The organism is Blastococcus xanthinilyticus (assembly GCF_008124835.1).
Classification (GTDB): domain Bacteria; phylum Actinomycetota; class Actinomycetes; order Mycobacteriales; family Geodermatophilaceae; genus Blastococcus; species Blastococcus xanthinilyticus.
Window position 1 is genome coordinate 103093 of sequence record NZ_VNHW01000009.1, and the last position, 19358, is coordinate 122450.

At 76.3% G+C, this 19358-nt stretch carries 18 protein-coding genes; 14 read left to right on the forward strand and 4 right to left on the reverse strand.

Features of this window, described 5'->3' with window-relative positions; all coding sequences use genetic code 11:
• Positions 1–65: 65 nt before the first annotated feature.
• The gene (locus BD833_RS14595) at positions 66–1058 is read right to left on the reverse strand and encodes an endonuclease/exonuclease/phosphatase family protein (protein ID WP_166533870.1); all 993 of its coding nucleotides are present in this window, start codon (positions 1056–1058) and stop codon (positions 66–68) included.
• 63 nt (positions 1059–1121) lie between these two features.
• Here BD833_RS14595 and BD833_RS14600 point away from each other — a divergent pair, with 63 nt between their 5' ends.
• From BD833_RS14600 to BD833_RS14620, 5 genes are all read left to right on the forward strand, one after another.
• Entirely contained in the window at positions 1122–1748 is a 627-nt protein-coding gene (locus tag BD833_RS14600) for a CYTH domain-containing protein (RefSeq protein WP_166533871.1), read from the forward strand.
• Between the two features lie 141 nt (positions 1749–1889).
• Positions 1890–3425 carry a metallophosphoesterase gene (locus tag BD833_RS23025; RefSeq protein WP_243737677.1) on the forward strand — a complete coding sequence of 512 codons (1536 nt, stop codon included), beginning with the start codon at positions 1890–1892 and terminating at the stop codon, positions 3423–3425.
• Between the two features lie 98 nt (positions 3426–3523).
• A complete protein-coding gene (locus tag BD833_RS14610; RefSeq protein ID WP_166533872.1) occupies positions 3524–4264 on the forward strand; it encodes a GntR family transcriptional regulator in 741 nt (246 codons plus the stop codon).
• A gap of 1 nt (position 4265) precedes the next feature.
• On the forward strand, positions 4266–4736 hold the full coding sequence (locus BD833_RS14615; protein ID WP_166533873.1) for an SRPBCC family protein: 471 nt from the start codon (positions 4266–4268) through the stop codon (positions 4734–4736).
• A 137-nt stretch (positions 4737–4873) separates the two neighbouring features.
• On the forward strand, positions 4874–5149 hold the full coding sequence (locus BD833_RS14620) for a GlsB/YeaQ/YmgE family stress response membrane protein (RefSeq protein ID WP_208092675.1): 276 nt from the start codon (positions 4874–4876) through the stop codon (positions 5147–5149).
• A 21-nt stretch (positions 5150–5170) separates the two neighbouring features.
• On the opposite strand, the gene BD833_RS14625 is transcribed toward BD833_RS14620, so the two are convergent.
• On the reverse strand, positions 5171–5809 hold the full coding sequence (locus BD833_RS14625; RefSeq protein ID WP_166533875.1) for an MBL fold metallo-hydrolase: 639 nt from the start codon (positions 5807–5809) through the stop codon (positions 5171–5173).
• A gap of 127 nt (positions 5810–5936) precedes the next feature.
• Here BD833_RS14625 and BD833_RS14630 point away from each other — a divergent pair, with 127 nt between their 5' ends.
• Positions 5937–6155 carry a hypothetical protein gene (locus BD833_RS14630; RefSeq protein ID WP_166533876.1) on the forward strand — a complete coding sequence of 73 codons (219 nt, stop codon included), beginning with the start codon at positions 5937–5939 and terminating at the stop codon, positions 6153–6155.
• 77 nt (positions 6156–6232) lie between these two features.
• On the opposite strand, the gene BD833_RS14635 is transcribed toward BD833_RS14630, so the two are convergent.
• Complete coding sequence (locus BD833_RS14635; RefSeq protein ID WP_166533877.1) at positions 6233–7018, reverse strand: enoyl-CoA hydratase-related protein; 786 nt, start codon at positions 7016–7018, stop codon at positions 6233–6235.
• A gap of 223 nt (positions 7019–7241) precedes the next feature.
• Between BD833_RS14635 and efeB the strand changes: the two genes are divergently transcribed.
• The 3 genes from efeB (at position 7242) to BD833_RS14650 (ending at position 11946) form a co-directional block, all read left to right on the forward strand.
• Positions 7242–8555, forward strand: a complete 1314-nt coding sequence (gene efeB, locus BD833_RS14640; protein WP_166533878.1) for an iron uptake transporter deferrochelatase/peroxidase subunit — start codon at positions 7242–7244, stop codon at positions 8553–8555.
• A 221-nt stretch (positions 8556–8776) separates the two neighbouring features.
• A complete protein-coding gene (locus BD833_RS14645) occupies positions 8777–10408 on the forward strand; it encodes a protein kinase domain-containing protein (RefSeq protein ID WP_243737678.1) in 1632 nt (543 codons plus the stop codon).
• Complete coding sequence (locus BD833_RS14650; RefSeq protein ID WP_243737679.1) at positions 10405–11946, forward strand: protein kinase domain-containing protein; 1542 nt, start codon at positions 10405–10407, stop codon at positions 11944–11946. Before BD833_RS14645 ends, BD833_RS14650 begins: the two co-directional genes overlap by 4 nt.
• Positions 11947–11976: 30 nt before the next feature.
• Here the strand turns inward: BD833_RS14650 and BD833_RS14655 are convergent, their stop codons facing one another.
• A complete protein-coding gene (locus BD833_RS14655) occupies positions 11977–12714 on the reverse strand; it encodes a hypothetical protein (protein WP_166533879.1) in 738 nt (245 codons plus the stop codon).
• A 148-nt stretch (positions 12715–12862) separates the two neighbouring features.
• On the opposite strand from BD833_RS14655, the gene BD833_RS14660 reads away from it, so the two are divergent.
• The 5 genes from BD833_RS14660 (at position 12863) to BD833_RS14680 (ending at position 19339) form a co-directional block, all read left to right on the forward strand.
• Positions 12863–14140: a competence/damage-inducible protein A gene (locus BD833_RS14660; protein ID WP_243737690.1), complete on the forward strand. Its 1278-nt coding sequence runs from the start codon at positions 12863–12865 to the stop codon at positions 14138–14140.
• Between the two features lie 45 nt (positions 14141–14185).
• The gene (locus tag BD833_RS14665; RefSeq protein ID WP_166533881.1) at positions 14186–14575 is read left to right on the forward strand and encodes an SRPBCC family protein; all 390 of its coding nucleotides are present in this window, start codon (positions 14186–14188) and stop codon (positions 14573–14575) included.
• A 66-nt stretch (positions 14576–14641) separates the two neighbouring features.
• Positions 14642–16261 (forward strand): acyl-CoA dehydrogenase family protein, encoded by a 1620-nt coding sequence (locus tag BD833_RS14670; RefSeq protein WP_166533882.1) that lies wholly within the window; start codon positions 14642–14644, stop codon positions 16259–16261.
• 118 nt (positions 16262–16379) lie between these two features.
• Positions 16380–18494, forward strand: coding sequence for a putative bifunctional diguanylate cyclase/phosphodiesterase (locus BD833_RS14675; RefSeq protein ID WP_243737680.1), 2115 nt, complete (start codon positions 16380–16382; stop codon positions 18492–18494).
• Positions 18495–18646: 152 nt separating this feature from the next.
• A complete protein-coding gene (locus BD833_RS14680) occupies positions 18647–19339 on the forward strand; it encodes an NYN domain-containing protein (protein ID WP_243737681.1) in 693 nt (230 codons plus the stop codon).
• Positions 19340–19358: the final 19 nt, after the last annotated feature.

A 19358-nucleotide genomic window follows, 5' to 3' on the forward strand; every position in this document is an offset into this window, starting at 1 on the left:
CGGTGCGCGCCGCATGCCAGGGGCTGCCCAGCGGAGCGGCCCGGCGAACATCGGTCGTGCCGATCTCAGCCGGCGGCGCCGCCGGGCGGGAGCACCAGGTCGACCACGAGCGCCCGGTGGTCGCTGCCGCGCACCGGTACCGGTACGCAACCGGCCACGGCCAGCCGCGGGTCGACGAGGACGTGGTCGAGGGTGAGCCAGGGGAACCGCAGCCGCAGCGGCCGCCACGTCCACGCGAGCCCGCGGCCGGCGGCCCGCGCGGCGTCGACGTAGCCGCGGCGCAGGACGTCGCGGAAGGCGGCGTGGTCGGCGGTGGCGTTGAAGTCACCGGCGAGCACCCGCAGGACCTCCGGCGCGGGGGAGGGGAGCGCAGCGAGGTCGGCCGCCCAGCCCCGGACCGCGGCCGGGGAGGTGGCCGGCGGCCGGGTGTGCACCGCGGTGATCTCCAGACGGGGGCCGTCGGCGCGGTCGAGCCGCACCGTGGGCTGCTCGAACCCGCCGGCGACCGATCCGTGCGGGGTCAGCGGCAGCCGGCTCCACACCGCGCCGGACGCGGACACCACGGCGCCGGGCCGGGCCGGGATGACGTGGGCGTGCGGCAGGGCGCGGAGGAGCCCGGCCCCGGTCAGCCGCCGTTCCGCGTCGGGCGTCAGCTCCTGCACCACCAGGACGTCGACGTCGTGCCGGATGACGAGGTCGACGACCGGCTCGGCGGGCACCAGCCCTCGCCGCAGGCTCACCGTGGCGATCCGGACGCGCGTGCTCCCACCGGCGGGTCCGGGCGCTCTCCCGGCCCGGTCCGCGAGCACGACCGTGCCCAGCCAGGCGCCGGAGGCGAGGGCCAGCGCGACCCCGGCGCGGGACCTGGTGCGGACGGCGGCCGCCAGCGGCAGCAGCGCGGTGGCGGCGGCGTACGGGGTGAAGGCCAGGGCCGGCACCAGCGGGAAGCCGCGTTCCCGCCCGGTGCCGCGGATCAGGGCCCACACCGCCCAGGGGAGCGCCGCCGCCACCGTCACCGCCGAGGCCGCCCGTCGCCGGTCCCGCGACGTCGGAGGCATGGCGGTCAACGTAGCCAGCAGGCCCCGGCCCCGCCGGGCGGAGGGGTCGCCTACGGTCGGGCGGTGGTCCACGAGCAGCTGGAGATCGAGCGGAAGTTCGACGTCGACCCCGGGTTCGTCCCGCCCGCGCTCGGCGGTGTGCCGGGTGTCGCCGCCGCCGGTCCGCCGCGGGTCCACGACCTGGAGGCGGTCTACCACGACACCGCCGATCTGCGGCTGGCGCGCGGGCGGGTCACCCTCCGCCGGCGCACCGGGGGGCCGGACGCGGGCTGGCACCTGAAGCTGCCGGCCGGCGCGGCCCGCCGGGAGGTGCACCTGCCGCTGGACCGGGGCACCGACGTGGCCCCCGCCGAGCTGCTGGAGCTGGCCGCCGGGCTGCTGGAGGGTGCCCCGACCGGCCCGGTGGTGACGCTGCGGACCCGGCGGGTGGTCGTCGAGCTGCGGGACGGCGCGGGCCGGGTGCTGGCCGAGGTCGCCGACGACACGGTCACGGCGACGCTGCCCCCGACCGCTTCCGGGGTGGCGCCCGAGGTGCGGTCCTGGCGGGAGCTCGAGGTGGAGCTGGTCGACGGCGAGGAGCCGCTGCTGGCCGCCGTCGGCGAGGTCCTGGTCGCGGCCGGGGCGCGTCCGTCGCCGCGCGCTTCCAAACTGGCGTTCGCGCTCTCGGCCAGGCTGGCGGACGAGGGCTGACCCGGTCCGGGAACGACCGGCAGTGGTCGGTCGTCCTCCCTCTGGGCCGGGCGCATCCGCCCGCCCGCACGTCCGACATCCAGGAGGCCCCCCCTGTCCGTCGTCGGCCTCCTGGGCTTCGGCACCGTCGTCCTGCTGGCCGTGGGGCTGCTGCACGGCTACCTGTGGTTCCGCCTGGTGCGGGCCACCACGGAGCCGGGCCGGGCCCGCCGCCGGCTGACCGCGCTGACGGTGCTGCTGGCCGTCCTGCCGGTCGCGGCCGTGGTCACCCGCGGGGTGCTGCCGCTCGAGGCCGCCACCCCGCTCAGCTGGATCGGCTTCATCTGGCTGGGCGTCGCCCTCTACGCGTTCCTGGCCCTGCTCGCGCTCGAGCCCGTGCGGCTGATCGGCAACGCCCTGATCCGTAGACAGGCCCGCTCTGTCCTCCCGAGTGGGCCCCGGAGGGGTCCGCGCAGGGACGACGCAGCGGCTCAGGGCGACGGGGGAACGGCACCTGGCCGCGGTGCGGTCCGGGAGGACCGCAGTGTCATAGCTCCGCGCAGGGACGACGAAGCGGCTCAGCTCGACGGGGGAACGGCACCTGACCGCGGTGCGGTCCGGGAGGACCGCGATGTGATCGTCCCGAGTGGGGCCCGGAGGGTCCCGCGCAGGGACGACGCAGCGGCTCAGGGCGACGGGGGAACGGCTCCTGGTGGCGGTGCGGTCCGGGAGGACCGCGATGTGATCGTCCCGAGTGGGGCCCGGAGGGCTCCGCGCAGGGACGACGAAGCGGCTCCGCTGGAACCGGGCACGGCACCTGGCCGCGGTGCGGTCCGGCAGGACCGCAATGTTCTGGCCCGGCGCCGGTTCCTGGCCCGCGGGCTCGCGGTGACGGCCGGGGCGGTGGCGCTCGGCACCGCCGGCACGGGCGCGTACTTCGCGAACAGCAGCCCGGTGGTGCGCCGGGTGCCGGTGACGCTGCGCGGGCTGGATCCGGCGCTGGACGGGCTGCGGATCGTCACCTTCGCCGACGGTCACCTGTCGGCCACCTATGGCGGCCGGCGGTTCGAGCGGGTGGTCGAGCTGGTCAACGAGCAGCGCCCCGACGTCGTGGCGATCGTGGGCGACCTGGTGGACGGGGGCGTGGACGAGCTCCGGGAGGAGGTCGCGCCGCTCGCCGACCTGGTCAGCGAGCAGGGTGTCTTCTTCGTCACCGGCAACCACGAGTACTTCGTCGACACCCAGGCCTGGATGCGGCACCTGCCGACCCTCGGCGTGGACGTGCTGCGCAACGAGCGGGTGGCCATCCGCCGCGGTGGCGCGTCGTTCGACCTCGCGGGCATCGACGACCGGACGGCGGCCGCCTCGGGGTTGCCCGGGCACGGGGCCGACCTGGAGGCCGCGCTGGACGGCCGCGACGACGCGACGCCGGTGGTTCTGCTCGCGCACCAGCCGGCGCAGGTGGAGCAGGCGGCCGCGGCGGGGGTGGGCCTGCAGCTGTCCGGGCACACCCACGGCGGGCAGCTGTGGCCCTTCGACTACGCCGTACGCCTGGACCAGCCCGCCGTCGAGGGGCTCTCCCGGCACGGCGACACCCAGCTGTACGTGACGTCGGGGGCCGGCTACTGGGGCCCGCCGATGCGGATCGGGGCGCGGCCTGAGGTCACGGTCGTGGAGCTCCGGGCACCGCGCAGCTGACCGGATCGGGCCGGGGGGAGCCCGCACCGGGTGACCCGGAGTGTGACGTCCCATACGACATGACGACCAGACGTCTGTTCGGGCAGTACCTTTGACGCGTGGCCAGCCCCGTTGCCGGACCGAAGTACCTCTCGGTCCGCGAACACCTCCGGCGGCGGGTGGCCGCGCTCCCCGAGCACACGCTGCTCCCGCCCGAGCCGGTGCTCTGCGCCGAGTACGGCGTCAGCCGGATCACCCTGCGGCGCGCGGTCGACGGACTGGTCGCCGACGGTCACCTGGTCCGGGAGCAGGGCCGGGGCACCTACGTGACCCGGCCGGCCATCCGGCACGAGTACCGCGAGAGCTTCGTGCACCGGATCGCCGGCTTCAACTCGGTGATGTCCGAGCACGGCGCCACCGTGGGGACGACGGTGCTCACCCAGCGGGTGGTGCCGGTCCCCGCCGCGGTCGCGCCCGAGCTGCAGCTGGACTCGGCGTCCGACGTGGTGGAGCTCGTCCGCCTGCGCAGCGTCGACGGGGCGCCGAACCATGTCGCGCACAGCTTCCTGCCCGCGCACTTCTTCCCCGGCGCGGCGAAGGAAGACTTCCGGCAGGGCTCCCTGTACGACTACCTGCGCCGTGAGTACGGCGCCGACCTCGCGCACGGGCGGATCGTCGTCGACGTCGGCACCGCCGCCCCCGACGAGGCCGACCTCCTGCAGGTGGTCGCCGGGTCACCCCTGCTGGTGGTGCGGACCACCGTCCGCGACCGGGCCGGGCTGCCGCTGGTGCACAGCTTCTCCCGGCTGCGGCCGGACGTCAGCCAGGTGGAGTTCGAGGTCTCGGTCGGGGGGCGCTGAGGTGACCACCGCGAGCGGGACGTGCGAGGTGCCGGAGGCGCGGGCGCTGGTCTGGCGCGCGCTGGCGGTGCTCGAGCCGTACTGCGCGGTCTGCGACGTCTCCTACGTCGTCGACCGGGGGGCCGGCCGGCCCGGCGTGGGGACGACGTTCGTCTGCGCGCCCGGGCAGCTCGACGGGGGTGTGCCGCGGGCCGGTGCCCCGCGCGGGGAGATCCTCGACTGGGACGAGCCGCGGCTGGTCGTCTCCCGGCTGGACCTCACCCCGGAGAGCTGGACGACGCGGATCGAGCTCGCCGACGCCCCGGGCGGCGGAACCCGGGTGTCGATCACCCTCACCCACGAACCCACGGGCGGGAACCGGGTGGTCCGTCGGCTGCAGCGCGCCTCCATGCAGCGGCTGGTCCAGCGGACCGTCGACGCGGAGTTACGGAAGGTGCCGGCTCACGTGGCGCGGGTCACCAATACCTCCTGAACTGCGCAGTCGCCACCCTGATCGGGGGAATGACGCATCACCGTAACGCGGGCGGGTACAGCACCTCGTCGTGCACCGGCTGCGCACCCGACACCGAGCCGGGACCGCGCGAGCCGGGCTGAATCGAGGAGATGACCATGGAAATCATCGGACTGCTCATCGCGGGCCTCATCATCGGCCTGCTCGGCAAGTTCGTCGCCCCCGGCGACAAGGACAACATCCCCATCTGGCTCACCGTGCTCTGCGGCATCGGCGGTGTGCTGATCGGGTACTACGTGAGCGGCGCGCTGGGCGTCGGCGACACCGGCGGCATCGACTGGATCCGGTGGATCATCTCCATCGTCCTGGCGGCCGTGCTCGTGATCGCGGCCTCCACGCTGACGGGTCGCAACAACCGCTCCGTCCGGCGCTGATCCCGCTGGCCGCCGGGGGACTCAGAGCTCGACCGAGTCCCCCGGCGCCAGCCGGCTGACGGGGGTCGGGGTCCCCGGACCCCGCTCCCCGAGCAGCCCGCCGACGACGCCGAGACCGGTGTCGTTGAGCAGCCCGTCGTGCACGACGAACGCCTGGTCGGCGTGGACCGCCCGCAGGTAGTCGATGACCTCGGCGGTGGCCGACCACGGCGCGTGCATCGGCACCAGCAGGTTCGGCACCGGCACCTCGGGCACCGTGAAGGCGTCGCCGGGGTGGAAGACCAGCCCGTCGACGAGGAAGCCGACGTTGGCCACCCGTGGCAGTTCCGGGTGGATCTCGGCGTGCAGCTCGCCGTGCACCTGGACGTCGAACCCGGCGATCGTCAGCGCGTCGCCGGCGCCGACCACGTGCACCCGGTCGCCCGCGCCCTCGAGGTGCGCCGCCACCGACCGGTTGGTCCACACCTCCAGGCCGGGGGTGCTGTCCAGGGCGGCGCGCAACCGGTCGGGCACGAAGTGGTCCGGGTGCTCGTGGGTCACGAGCACGGCCGTGGCTCCGGAGAGGGCGGCCGGATCGGTGAAGGCGCCGGGGTCGACGACCAGGCGCCGGTCGCCCTCGGCGAGGACGACGCAGGCGTGTCCGTGCTTGGTCAGCTCCATGCCCGGCATCCTGCACCCGGCCGTCCCGCTGCGCAGCGGCCCCCCTCGCGGGCGTCCCTCCCCCGTCGGGGGGAGGACCGGCCGGGCATCCGTAACGGTCGCCGGCCGACGTGCCGACGACCTCCGCATGATGCTGCAGACCATCGTGTTCGCCGCCGCGCGCAGCCGGGCTCACGGCCCCACCGCCGCGCTCTGGCACGCCGTGGAGCTGCACCGGCCGGCCGCCGAGGTCGACGGTGCGTGCGAGCTCACCCTCTGCGGTGCGCTGGCCCGGGTCTCCCCGGAGCAGCAGTGGCCGGTGGCGGCGTTCGACGTCTGCCCGGCCTGCGTCCCGCTCGCCCGCTGACCCCCTGACGCCCTGCTGCCGGCCGGACCGGACCGCCGACGGCAGGTGCACCCGTCCCGGCCCGTGCCGGGCAGCCCTCAGCGACCCGTGAACCGCGGCGCGCGCTTGGCGAGGAAGGCCTCGACCGCCTCCCGGTGGTCGGCGGTCTGCCCGAGCTCGGCCTGGAGCCGGCCCTCGAGCGCCAGCGTCTCCTCGAGCGGGTCGGTGGCCGCCGTCGCCAGTACCGTCTTGACCGCCCGGTAGGCGGCGGTCGGGCCGGCGGCCAGGCGCAGCGCCAGCTCCCGCGCGGCGGGCAGCACCTCCTCGGGCGCGACCACCCGGTGCACCAGCCCCCACTGCTCGGCGGTCTCGGCCAGGAAGGGCTCGGGCAGCAGGAGCAGCTGGGTGGCCCGGGAACCCCCCACGCTGTGCACCAGCCGGGCCGCCAGCGCCGAGTCGCTGGACAGCCCGATCCCGGTGAACGCGGTGGTGAACTTCGCGCCGGCCGCGGCCACCCGCAGGTCGCCGGCGAGGGCGATGCCCAGCCCCGCGCCCGCGCAGGCGCCGTTGATCCCCACGACGAGCGGCACCCGCAGGCCGGCCAGCGCCAGCACCAGCGGGTTGTACTCGCGCTCGACGACCGACAGCGGGGCATCCGCCGCGTCCCCGCCGCCCTGCAGCTTCGCCAGGTGCTCGTCGAGGTCCTGCCCGACGCAGAACGCCCGGCCCGTGCCGGTCAGCAGCACCGCGCGCACCGACTCGTCGGCCGCCACGGCCTCCACCGCGGCGAGCAGGTCACGGCGCAGCGCCGAGGACAGCGCCGGGCGGAGCAGGGTGAGGGTCGCGACGCCGTCGGCGTCCTCCCGGGTCACGGTGTCGGACATCCTGGGCCCCGCCTTCCGGCTCGTTCGCGTGCCGCCGTCGTGCGGCGCCGTCGCGGTCACCTTGCCAGGCCCGGGCGGAGGCAGGGATCACCCGCCTCCGGGCCGGAGGCCGTCGTTACGCTCGGGTGGTCGACCGGCCGGGGACCAGCCCCTGCGCGAGGCGACCGGCGCGGGCCTCCGCGGATCCGGATCCCGGCGGTCGTCGTCGATCGATGAGGGAGCGATGCGCGAGTCCGCCGTGCCGGAGCAGCACCCGGGGGGGTTGTCCCGCCGTCGGCTGTTCGGCCTCGTGGGCGCCGGCACGGCCGGTGCCCTGGTCGCCGGTGGCGTCGGCGGCGCCATCGGCCGGGCCACCGCCGCCGACGCGCCGGGTGTGGAGGCCGCGGCAACGGACGCGGCAACGGACGCGGTGCCGTTTCCCGGTGCCCATCAGGCGGGCATCGTCACCCCCGCCCAGGATCGGCTGCACTTCGTCGCCTTCGACGTGACCACCGGCGACCGGGACGAGCTGGTCGAGCTGCTGCGGGCCTGGACGGCCGCCGCCCGGCGGATGACCGCGGGCCGGGACGCCGGTCCGGTGGGCGCCGTCGACGGCGACCCCGACGCCGCGCCGGACGACACCGGGGAGGCGATCGGCCTCCCGGCGTCGCGCCTGACGCTCACCATCGGTTTCGGGCCGACGCTCTTCCGGACCGCGGACGGCGTCGACCGCTTCGGTCTCGAGGAGCGGCGCCCGGCGGCGCTGACCGAGCTCCCCGCGTTCCCCGGTGACGAGCTGGACCCGGCGATCAGCGGCGGGGACCTCTGCATCCAGGCCTGCGCCGACGATCCGCAGGTCGCCGTGCACGCCGTCCGGAACCTGATCCGGCTCGGCACCGGGGTGGTCCGCGTCCGGTGGTCCCAGCTGGGCTTCGGGCGGACGACGTCCACCAGTACCGCGCAGGCCACGCCGCGGAACCTCTTCGGCTTCAAGGACGGGACGAACAACCTCAAGGCCGAGAACGGCGCCGCGCTGGACCGGTTCGTGTGGGTCGGCCACGAGGACGGCGGGGGCGACTGGCTGGCCGGCGGCTCGTACCTGGTGACCCGCCGGATCCGGATGCTGGTCGAGACCTGGGACGCCTCCTCCCTCGACGAGCAGCAGCGGACCATCGGCCGGGCGAAGGGCAGCGGGGCGCCCCTGGGGCAGCGCGCGGAGTTCGACCCGGTGGACATGACGGCCCAGGGCGAGGGCGGGCCCGCCGTCCCCGAGACCTCGCACGTCTTCCTCTCCCACCCGACCAACGCCGGGACGGCGCTCCTGCGCCGCGGCTACAGCTTCGTCGACGGCTCCGACGGGCTCGGCCGGCTGGACGCCGGGCTGTTCTTCATCGCCTACCAGCGCGATCCGGGGACCGGATTCGTGCAGGTGCAGGAGAACCTGCGGGGGGACGCGATGAACGAGTACATCCGGCACACCTCGTCGGCGGTGTTCGCCTGCCCGCCCGGCGTGCAGGGCGAGGACGACTGGTGGGGGCGCGCGCTCTTCTCGGCGTGAGCAGGGCGGTGGCCCTCCGGACACGGGGCGCAGTCGGCGCGCCGGGGGCGGGTCGGGCCGGCGGTCACCCGTCCGGCTGACGTGCCGCGTTCGGCCACGATGGATCGGCCCGCCATGTGTAGGCGGTGGTACCAGTGGACAAGGAGAGCCGGGGAGCGGTGCGCCCCGGACGGGAACGGATCGGCCCGATGGCCCGGGCCGGGCAGACGGGAGATACCTCCGTGGTGGAGCCAGGGCGCACGTGCCTGGGACGCCGCTACGAGCTGGCCCGGCTGATCGCCGCGGGTGGCATGGGCCAGGTCTGGCGGGCGACCGACCGTGCCCTGCACCGGCAGGTCGCCGTCAAGGTGCTGCGCAGCGAGTACACCGGCGACCCGACCTTCGTGGCCCGGTTCCGGGCGGAGGCCCAGCACGCCGCCGCGCTCAGCCACCCGCACATCGCGGCCGTCTACGACTACGGCGAGGAGACGGCCGCCGACGGCTCGGGGGAGACCCTCGCCTACCTGGTGATGGAGCTGGTCGAGGGGGAGCCGCTGTCGGCGCTCCTGCAGCGCGAGGGCGCGCTGGGCGCCACGACCACGCTGTCGCTGCTGCGCCAGACCGCCTCGGCGCTGGCCGAGGCGCACCGGGCCGGGATGGTCCACCGGGACGTCAAGCCCGGGAACATCCTGGTGCGCCCCGACGGCACGGTGAAGATCACCGACTTCGGCATCGCCTGGTCGGCGCGCAGCGTCGCCCTCACCCGCACCGGCCAGGTCATCGGCACCCCCCAGTACCTCTCCCCCGAGCAGGCGGAGGGCCGGCACGCCACCCCGGCCAGCGACGTCTACGCGCTCGGGCTGATCGGCTACGAGTGCCTCACCGGCCATCCCGCCTTCGAGGGCGACAACGCGGTGACCATCGCGCTCAAGCAGGTGCGGCAGGACCCCGATCCGCTGCCGGCCGAGCTGCCCCCGGGCGTCCGGACGCTCATCGGGCGCGCGCTGCTCAAGGACCCGGCCGCGCGGATCCAGGACGGGGCCGGCTTCGCCGCGGCGGTCGCCGACGTCGAGGCCGGCCGGGAGCTCCCGCAGAGCACGGTGCTGAGCGACGCGGTGCGGCCGCCCCGCCGCCGCGGTGGCGGGTCCCGCCGCGGGCGTCGGGCGGTCGCCGGGCCGGCCACCCGGCCGGGGACGGCCGGCCCGCCGGCGGCCCGGCGGCGGGGCCGGCTCGCCGTCGTCCTCATGCCGCTGCTGGCGCTGCTGGCCGGTGCCGGCATCACCGCCGGGCTGCTGCAGTCGCTGATCGAGGAGACGCCCCGGTCCACGGCCATCGCCGCCGAGGAGCGCACCGCCGGCAGCATCGTGCTGGCGGAGGAGGACTACGTGGGGCTGCCCGTCGGGGAGGTCGCCGAGCGGCTGGCCGGGCTGGGCCTCACCGTCACCGTCCGCGCCGAGGAGCGCGAGGACGTCGTCCCCGACCAGGTCACCGGCATCGAGCCGGCCGGCCGGCCGCTGGCCGCGGGGGCCCGGGTGCTGGTCCGCTACGCCACGGCCCCCCAGCAGGAGGAGCGGTCGCGCGGCCCGGCGGTCACCGGCGCGGGCGTGACCCCGGCGGCGCCGCCGTCGAGCACCCGGCCCACCGAGCCGGCGCCCCCGACGTCCACGTCCACCTCGACGCCGACGTCGTCGGAGCCGGAGACCCCGACGTCGACGCTGCCCGCCTCGCCGACCGGCAGCGAGACGCCCACGACCGAGACGCCCTCGGAGACGTCGGCCCCGACCTCGACCAGCACCTCGACGCCTCCGTCGTCCTCCCCGACCACGACCCCGAGCACGCCGACGTCGTCGACGACGACGTCCCCGCTGCCGTGAGCGGGCGTCCCCCGGCCGCCACGAGGTTGCTCGACGGCCGGTACGAGCTGCTCTCGCTGCTCGCCACGGGCGGCATGGGCCAGGTGTGGCGGGCCCGCGACGTCGTGCTGCAGCGGCCGGTGGCGGCGAAGGTGCTGCGCAGCGAGTACACCGGCGACCCGACCTTCCTCGCCCGCTTCCGGGCCGAGGCGCAGCACACCGCGCTGCTCCCCCACCGCAACATCGCCGCGGTGTTCGACTACGGGGAGACCGCGGCCGACGACGGCGAGCGGCTCGCGTACCTCGTCATGGAGCTGGTCGAGGGGGAGTCGCTGGCCCAGCTGCTGGCCCGGGAGGGGCGGCTCGACGCCGACCGCACCCTCGACGTGCTGCGCCAGGCGGCCGACGGCCTGGCCGCCGCGCACGCCGCCGGCCTGGTGCACCGGGACGTGAAGCCGGGGAACGTGCTGGTCGGCTCCGACGGCACGGTGAAGCTCACGGACTTCGGGATCGCCTGGTCGGCGGCCAGCGCCCCGCTCACCCAGACCGGCCAGGTGGTCGGCACCGCCCACTACCTGTCCCCCGAGCAGGCGGCTGGGAACAAGGCGGGCCCGGCGAGCGACGTCTACGCCCTCGGGATGATCGGCTACGAGTGCCTGGCCGGGCACCGCGCCTTCGACGGCGAGAACTCGGTGCAGATCGCGCTGCGCCAGCTGCGCGACGTGCCGGCCCCGCTGCCGGCCGACGTCCCGGAGCAGCTGCGCACGCTGGTCGACCGGGCGCTGCTGAAGGACCCGGCCGAGCGGTTCGCCGACGGGGCGGCCTTCCGGGACGCCGTCGACGACGTCCGCGCCGGGCGGCCGCTGACGCCGGTCCCGGCGGGGAGCACCACCCGGCCGCTGCCGCACCGCCTGCCGCACCGCCCGGCGCGGCGGCTGGTGGGACCGCTGGCCGCCCTGCTGGTGGGCGCCGGCCTCGGGGTGGCGGCGCTCCAGGTGTGGGGCGGGTCGCCGGCCGATCCGGGCACTCCCACGTCGGAGTCCCCGGATGCGGTCGTGCTCGTGGCGGGGGACTACCTGGGCCGGCCGGTGGCGCAGGTGGAGGGCGAGCTGGCCGCCGCCGGGCTCGGCGTGGACCTGGTCGCCCGCGAGACCACGACGGCGTCCGCCGACTCGGTCCTGGCGGTGTCCCCCGTCGGATCGGTGCCCCGTGGCTCGGTCGTCACCGTCACGTACGCCGTCGTCCCGCCCGCGCCGCAGCCCGACCCCTCACGCACCCCGGATCCCACGCCCTCCCCGGACCCCGTGCCTTCTCCCGTACAGGTCACCCAGCCGGCCCAGGAAGCCCCGCCCGCCCCCACCGGGGGTGGGGACAGCGAGGACTCCGTGGACGACGACGGCGAGGACTCCGGTGGCGACGACGACTCCGGGGGCGACGACGGCGAGGACTCCCCGGGCCGGAGCGAGGCCGCCGGAGGCGGTCCGGGCAACGGCAACGGAGTGGGGAACGGGTCGGGCAACGGGCGCGGGAACGGCCGGGGCGCCGGACGGTCGGGGTAGCCCGCGGCCCAGCCGATCAGCCGCGGGTGGTCAGTCGTCCCGGCTCGCGGCGAGCCACACCGCGCCGCCGAGCGCGGCCAGTGCGGCGGTGTGCAGGAAGCCGCGGTCGCTGTCGGCGTTCGGGAGCACGACGAGGACCCAGAAGACCGCCAGGCCGGTGAGCCCCCCGGCGGCGATGCGCCAGCCGGTCCGCGGCGCCGGACGCCGGCCCGCGGGCAGCAGCGACGAGGAGGCGGCCAGGCCCAGCAGGACGCAGCCGGTGGCGAACAGCGACCACAGCGGCAGCGCCGACCAGAACGACACGGTGCCGAACTCGAGCACCAGCCCGAACTGCAGCAGGACCAGGGAGAGCAGGACCAGCCCGGCCGGGACGAGGGCGCCGCGGTCGCGCGGCGCGGTGGCCGCGGCGGGGTCGTCGCCGGCCCCGGTCTCCTCCGGCGACGGGCCGGCGCCCGGGGTCGCGGGATCGGGGAACCCGGGGATGAAGCCGACCGGCCCGGTGGGCTGGGCCGCGGAGGCGGGGCCGGCCTGCGGGGCGGCGGTGCCCGGCTGCGCCGCGGTGCCCGGCTGCGCAGGGGGAGCGCTCTTGGTCGCGGCGGTGGCGCCCTTCGGCGCCGCGCCAGGGGGCGGGACGGGTGCTGACGGCGGCGGGAGCTGCTGGATCGTCGTCCGCGCCGAGGCCGGTGGCGTCACCGGGAGCTCGGCCGTCGCGGGCTGCGCGGGGTCGGCGTCCGGAGTGGGCGGCTTCGGGTCGGACGGCGTGCTCACGGGGCCTCCTGGCGGGCGCCGGGGCTGCGCCCCGGTCGGGTTGTTCCCCCCGCACGCTAGCGGCGGCGCGGTCGATGGTCGGGGTGCCACCCGGTGGGAGGTCCGGCCTGCTCCCCGGAACCGCCGCGCCTAGGGTCGGGTCGTGGTCATGCGCGCGGGCATCGTCGTCACCGGGACCGAGGTGCTCACCGGGCGGGTGCCCGATCGCAACGGTCCCTGGCTGGCCGAGGAGCTGCGGCGCCTGGGGGTCGACGTCGGGTACGTCGTGGTCGTCGGCGACCGCCCCGGCGACGTCACGTCGGCGCTGTCCTTCCTCGCGTCCACGGGGGTCGACCTCCTCCTGACCACCGGCGGGCTGGGGCCCACCGCCGACGACCTGACCGCGCAGGTGGTGGCCGACTTCCAGGGGCGTCCGATCGCGGTGGACCCCGAGCTGGAGCAGCGGGTGGCGCGGATCGTCGAGCGGCTGATGGCCCGGCGCGGCTGGCGGGCCGACGCCGACGCCACCGCCGCCGGTGTGCGCAAGCAGGCCATGGTGCCCCGCGGCGCCACGGTGCTCGAGCCGGTCGGCACCGCGCCGGGGCTGGTGGTCCCGCCCGCGGAGGAGCGCACCGGCCCGCCGGTGGTCGTCCTCCCCGGCCCCCCGGGAGAGCTGCGCGGCATGTGGCCGGCGGCGGTGGCCGCCGCGCCGGTCCGCGCCGTCCTCGCGGGCGCGCCCGAGCTGCGGCAGGAGACCCTCCGGATGTGGGGGACGCTCGAGGCGCAGCTGGCCGCCACGCTGCGCGAGCTGGAGCCGGAGCGGACCGGCCTGGAGATCACCACCTGCCTCCGCGAGGGGGAGCTGGAGATCGTCACCCGGTTCCCCGCCGGCGGGCAGCCGGCCTACGACCGGTTCGCCGCCGAGCTGGCCGGGCGCTACGCCGGCACCGTGTTCTCCACCGGACCGACCCTCGACGACCTCGTCGGGGAGGCGCTCGCCGCGCGCGGGCTCACCGTGGCCACCGCCGAGTCGTGCACCGGGGGGCTGCTGGCCGCCCGGCTGACCGAGCGGGCGGGGGCGTCGGCGACGGTGCTGGGCGGGATCGCCGCCTACGCGAACAGCGCGAAGGAGCAGCTGCTGGGCGTGCCGGCGGGCCTGCTCGCCGAGCACGGCGCGGTCAGCCCCGAGGTCGCCCGCGCCCTGGCCGAGGGGGCCCGGACGCGGTTCGGCGCGGACGTCGGCGTCGGGATCACCGGGGTGGCCGGACCCGGTGGGGGCAGCGCGGAGAAGCCGGTGGGCACGGTGCACCTGTGCGTCGTCGGCGCCGGGACCGAGCTGACCCGGGCGCTGGCGCTGCCCGGCTCGCGGTCGGCGGTGCGGAACCGGTCCGTCACGATGGCGATGCACCTGCTGCGCGAGCTGCTGCTGGGTGGCCCGCCCGCCTGAACCCCGCAGGTGTTCGCCGTGCCGGTCGCGGGCACCTCCCGGCCCGTGACCACGCTCACCGTGCACGCGACCGGACCCGCTCCGCCCGACGAGGTCTGGGAGCGCTACGCCGTCCCCGCCCGCTGGCCGGAGTGGTCGCCGCAGATCACGGGTGTGGAGCTGCCGGTCGACCGGCTGGCGGCAGGAGTCTCCGGCCGGGTGCGCGGCCCGCTGGGACTGGCGGTACCCGTCACCGTCGAGCACGTCGACGAGGCCGCCCGCCGGTGGTCGTGGCGCGTGGCGGTCGGCCCGCTGCGCCTGTCGCTGCTGCACTGGGTGTCCGACGGGCCGCACGGCGGGACGACCACCGGACTGCGGCTCTCCGGGCCCGCGCCGCTCGTCCTCGCCTACGCTCCGCCGGCGCGCCTCGCACTGGGCCGCCTCGTGCGCCGCTGACCGCTTCCCGGCGTCGGCCCGCCGGGGAACGGTGGCCCCGGCCACGCGCCGGATTACCGTGCGGGCATGACCGCCACCCACGAGGTCACCAACCAGGTGCCGCCGCTGACCGGGCACGACCCGATCGCCGGCGACGCGGCGCTGTCCGAGGCCTGCCTCCGGCACGCCGACGCCGCGACGCTGGGCTCGCTGGCGGGCCTGGGCCGGCTGGCCGGCAGCGAGCAGGCGCGGGAGTGGGGCCGGCTGGCGAACGAGAACCCGCCGAAGCTGCGCACGCACGACCGGTACGGCCACCGGATCGACGAGGTCGAGTTCCACCCCGCCTGGCACGAGCTCATGCGGGTGGCCATGGAGCACGGGCTCGGCGGGGCGCCGTGGGCCGACCCGTCCCCGCACGCCCACGTCCGGCGCGCCGTCGGCTACCTCGGCTGGACGCAGGTCGAGATGGGGCACGGCTGCCCCGTCACCATGACCTACGCCGTCGTCCCCGCATTGCGCCGGGCACCGGCGGTCGCCGCCCGCTACGAGGCCGGGCTCACCGCGCGCGCCTACGAGTTCGGGCTCACCGACCCCACGGCCAAGCGCGGTCTCGTCGCCGGCATGGGAATGACCGAGAAGCAGGGTGGCTCCGACGTCCGGGCCAACACCACGCGGGCGGTCGCCCGGGCCGACGGCAGCCACGGGCTCACCGGGCACAAGTGGTTCACCTCCGCGCCGATGAGCGACCTGTTCCTGGTGCTCGCCCAGCTGGAGGAGGGGGTGTCGTGCTTCGCGGTGCCGCGCGTCTTCCCCGACGGCAGCCGCAACGTCTTCCGCCTGCAGCGGCTCAAGGACAAGCTCGGTGACCGGTCCAACGCCTCCAGCGAGGTGGAGTTCGACGGCACCACCGGCTGGCTGGTGGGCGAGCCCGGCCGGGGCGTGCCGGCGATCATCGAGATGGTCAACATGACCCGGCTGGACTGCGTGCTGGGCTCCGCGGCCACCGTCCGGGCCGCGCTCACCCAGGCGATCCACCATGCACGCCACCGCTCCGCCTTCGGCGCCCGCCTCGCCGACCAGCCGCTCATGCAGAACGTGCTGGCCGACCTCGCCGTCGAGAGCGAGGCCGCCACCGCGCTCGCGGTCCGGCTGGCCGCGGCCGTGGACGGCGGCGAGGCGGCGTTCCTGCGGCTGGCGGGTGCGGCGGCCAAGTACTGGGTGTGCAAGCGGACGCCGGGAGCGGTGGCCGAGGCGATGGAGGTCCTGGGCGGCAACGGCTACGTCGAGGAGTCGGGCCTGCCCCGGCTGTACCGGCAGGCGCCGCTGAACTCCATCTGGGAGGGCTCGGGCAACGTCATCGCCCTCGACGTCCTCCGGGCGCTGGAGCGCTCGGGCGAGTCGCTGGCCGCCGTCACCGCCGAGATCGAGCTCGCCCGCGGCGCCGACCCGCGGTTCGACGACGCCGTGAAGCGGCTGTCGGCGGAGCTCGGGAACCGGGACGGGCTGCCGTTCCGGGCCCGGCGGATCGCCGGGCTGGTCGCCCTCTGCCTCCAGGGTTCGCTGCTGCTCCGGTACGCCCCGCCGGCCGTGGCCGACGCCTTCTGCGCCTCCCGCCTGGGGAGCGACGCGGGCACGGTGCTCGGCACGCTGCCGGCCGGCGCCGCCGCCGGGGAGATCGTCACGCGGGCCGGCATCGCCCTGCCCTGAGGACGCGTGGGCTACTACCCTCAGGGACGGTCCACGTGCTGCCCGTCGAACTTCCGGGGTGGTGGGTGCCCGGCGTCCGTGGATGCGGACGGACGACGACTGGACGAGAGCGGGCAGCGTGCACTCTGGCGACGACCGGCCCTCCGGGGTCCGGGCGGACCCGTTGAGCGGTGTCCCCGACGCCGTCTACCGGCTGGACGACCAGGGGCGCTTCGCCTACCTCAACGAGGCTGCCGAACGGCTCCTGGGGCACCGCGCCGACGAGCTGCTCGGCCGGGACGCCCGCGAAGCCTTCCCGGGACTGCGCGGCTCGCTCGCCGAGGAGCAGTACCGACAAGTGCTCGAGGACGGCCGCTCGCGCGAGTTCCACTTCTTCTACGAACCGTCGTCCCGCTGGTACGAGGTGCGGGTGTTCGCCGACCCCGCGGGCGCGGCCGTGCTCTTCCGGGACATCGACACCCGCCGGCGCAGCGACGACGACCGCGACACCCAGCTCCGCGAGCTGGCCGCCGTGCTCGAGGCGCTGCCCTCGCCCACGGTCCTCGTCGGGCCGGACGGGCGGATCCTGTCGACGAACGGCGCCTGGGACCGCAACGGCCGGCGGCTGCTGCCGGACGGGATCTGGCCCGGGCGGCCGGGTGAGGACTACCTGGCGAGCATGATCCGCAGCCTGGAACCCGCTGCGCACGACGATCTGGCCACCGGTCTCCGGTCGCTGCTCACTGATGCCGCGAACTCCGACGGCCGCTCCTTCGGGCTCGACTACGCCTCCACGACGCGGGAGGGGAAGCTCTGGTTCCACCTGCAGGCCACCCGGGTCGACGCGGCGGGCCGCGTGGTCGTCACCCACACCGACATCACCGACCAGGTGCGGGCCCGCGACGAGCTGCTCTGGAAGGTCCGGCACGACGACCTCACCGGGCTGCCCAACCGCGCGCGGTTGCTGGAGCTGACCACCGAGGCACTGGGCGCCGACCACCTCGAAGGTGTCGCACTCCTGGTCCTGGACCTGGACGCGTTCAAGACGGTCAACGACTCCCTGGGGCACCAGGTCGGTGACGAGCTGCTGCGGCTCGTGGGCGGCCGGCTCTCCGAGCAGCTGCGCCCGGGCGACACCGTGGCGCGGCTGGGCGCCGACCAGTTCGTCGTCCTCGCCCACGGCTGCGACGCCTCGGAGGCCGCCACCCTGGCGTTCCGCCTCCAGACGGCGTTCGCCCGGCCCTTCACCGCCGGCGAGATCTCGGTGCCGCTGAGCGCCAGCATCGGGGTGGCCGTCGCCCGCTCCGAGGTCCGCGACGCCCACCACCTGCTCAGCGACGCCGACGCGGCCATGTTCGCGGCCAAGAGTTCCGGGCGGGACCGCGTCCACCTGTTCTCACCGGCCCTGCGCGAGGCGGCCCGCTGGCGGCTGGAGGTCGCCACCCGGCTGCGCGGCGACGCGATCGACCAGCTGGTCGTGCACTACCAGCCCGTCGTCCGGCTGGACACCGGCGAGGTGGACGGGGTGGAGGCGCTGGTGCGCTGGCAGCACCCCGAGCGCGGCCTGCTCGCCCCCGACACCTTCCTCTCCGTGGCCGAGGAGACCGGCCAGATCATCCCGATCACCCGCTGGCTGCTGCGGGAGACGACCCGGAAGGCCGCCGAGTGGGCGGACCGGGGCATGGACCTGCGCATGTCGGTCAACGTCAGCGCGCGGCACTTCTCCGCCGAGACCCTGGTGCGGGACGTGCGGGTGGCCCTCCAGCACTCCGGGCTGCCGGCCGACCAGCTGGTCCTGGAGCTGACCGAGACAAGCGTGGCCGAGGACCCCACCCGCGCCGAGGACCAGTTGGCCGTACTCCGCCGGCTGGGGGTCCGGGTGGCGATCGACGACTTCGGCACCGGCTGGTCCTCGCTGGCGCAGCTGTTCTCGCTGCCCATCGGCACGCTGAAGATCGACCGCTCGCTGCTGGCCGCCGCGGAGCGGGTGGCCGCCGGGGACACCGGCGCGGTGCTGGCCGCGATCGTCGGCCTGACCCGCACGCTGGGCATCCGCTCGGTGGCCGAGGGGATCGAGACCCCCGAGCACCTGCGGATGGTGCGCGCCGCGGGGTGCGACCTCGCGCAGGGCTGGCTGCTGGGCCACCCGATGCCGGCCGACCGGGTCCCCACCTGGCTGGAGGAGGTCCGCCGCGCCGGGGGCGACGTCTGCGCGATGGCGGCCGCCGGGCAGGTCGTCCCCTCCGCCCGGTGATCGTCCGCCGACGCGCGCGGCGGGCCACCTCCCCGGCCGGCCCACCGCCGCCCGCCGCCCCGGACCCGGGTGCCGCCGCCGTCCCCTACCCCGGCGCTCCGGGCGCACCGCCCCCGGCGACGGCCGCTGTCGGCGCCGGGCACACTGTGCCCGTGCTGGACATTCCCGAGGCCCCGGCCGAGCAGGGCGGCGAGCCGGAGCGCGCCGCCGACGACGGCCGGTCGCGTCCGCCGCTGGACCTGCTGATCTGGGACGCCCCGAACATCGACATGACCCTGTCGACGGTCATCGGCGCCCGGCCCACGGCCGCGTCCCGGCCCCGGTTCGACGCGATCGCGGCCTGGTTCGTCGAGGGCGCCGGCGATCCCGGTGCCTCCGACGTCGAGGCCTGCGTATTCGCCAACATCCCGCCGCAGCCGGGGTCGCTGCAGCGCTGGGTCGAGGCGCTCCGGGGGTTCGGCTACTCGGTGTTCGCGCGGCCGAAGCAGCAGCCCGACGACGACATCGACCAGGACATGCTCGACCACATCGCCGTCCGGCAGCACAGCCACCGGCTGCGGCGGCTGGTCGTCTTCTCCGGCGACGGGCGCAACTTCGCCGAGCCGCTCGAGGAGCTGGTCCGGCAGGGCACCGAGGTCGTCGTCGTCGCCTTCAGCGAGGTGGCCGGGTACGCCATCGGCTCGGACCTGCTCCAGTTCATCGACATCGAGGACGTGCCCGGCGCGTTCACCGAGCCGCTCGACCGGGTCCGTCTCGACGCGCTCCCGCCGGACGGCGCCTGGCTGCGGCCGACCCGCAGCCTGCGCGAGTTCGTCGCCGGCTTCACCGCCCGCCGCGCCGGCTGAGCAGGTCCCCGTCCCGGCT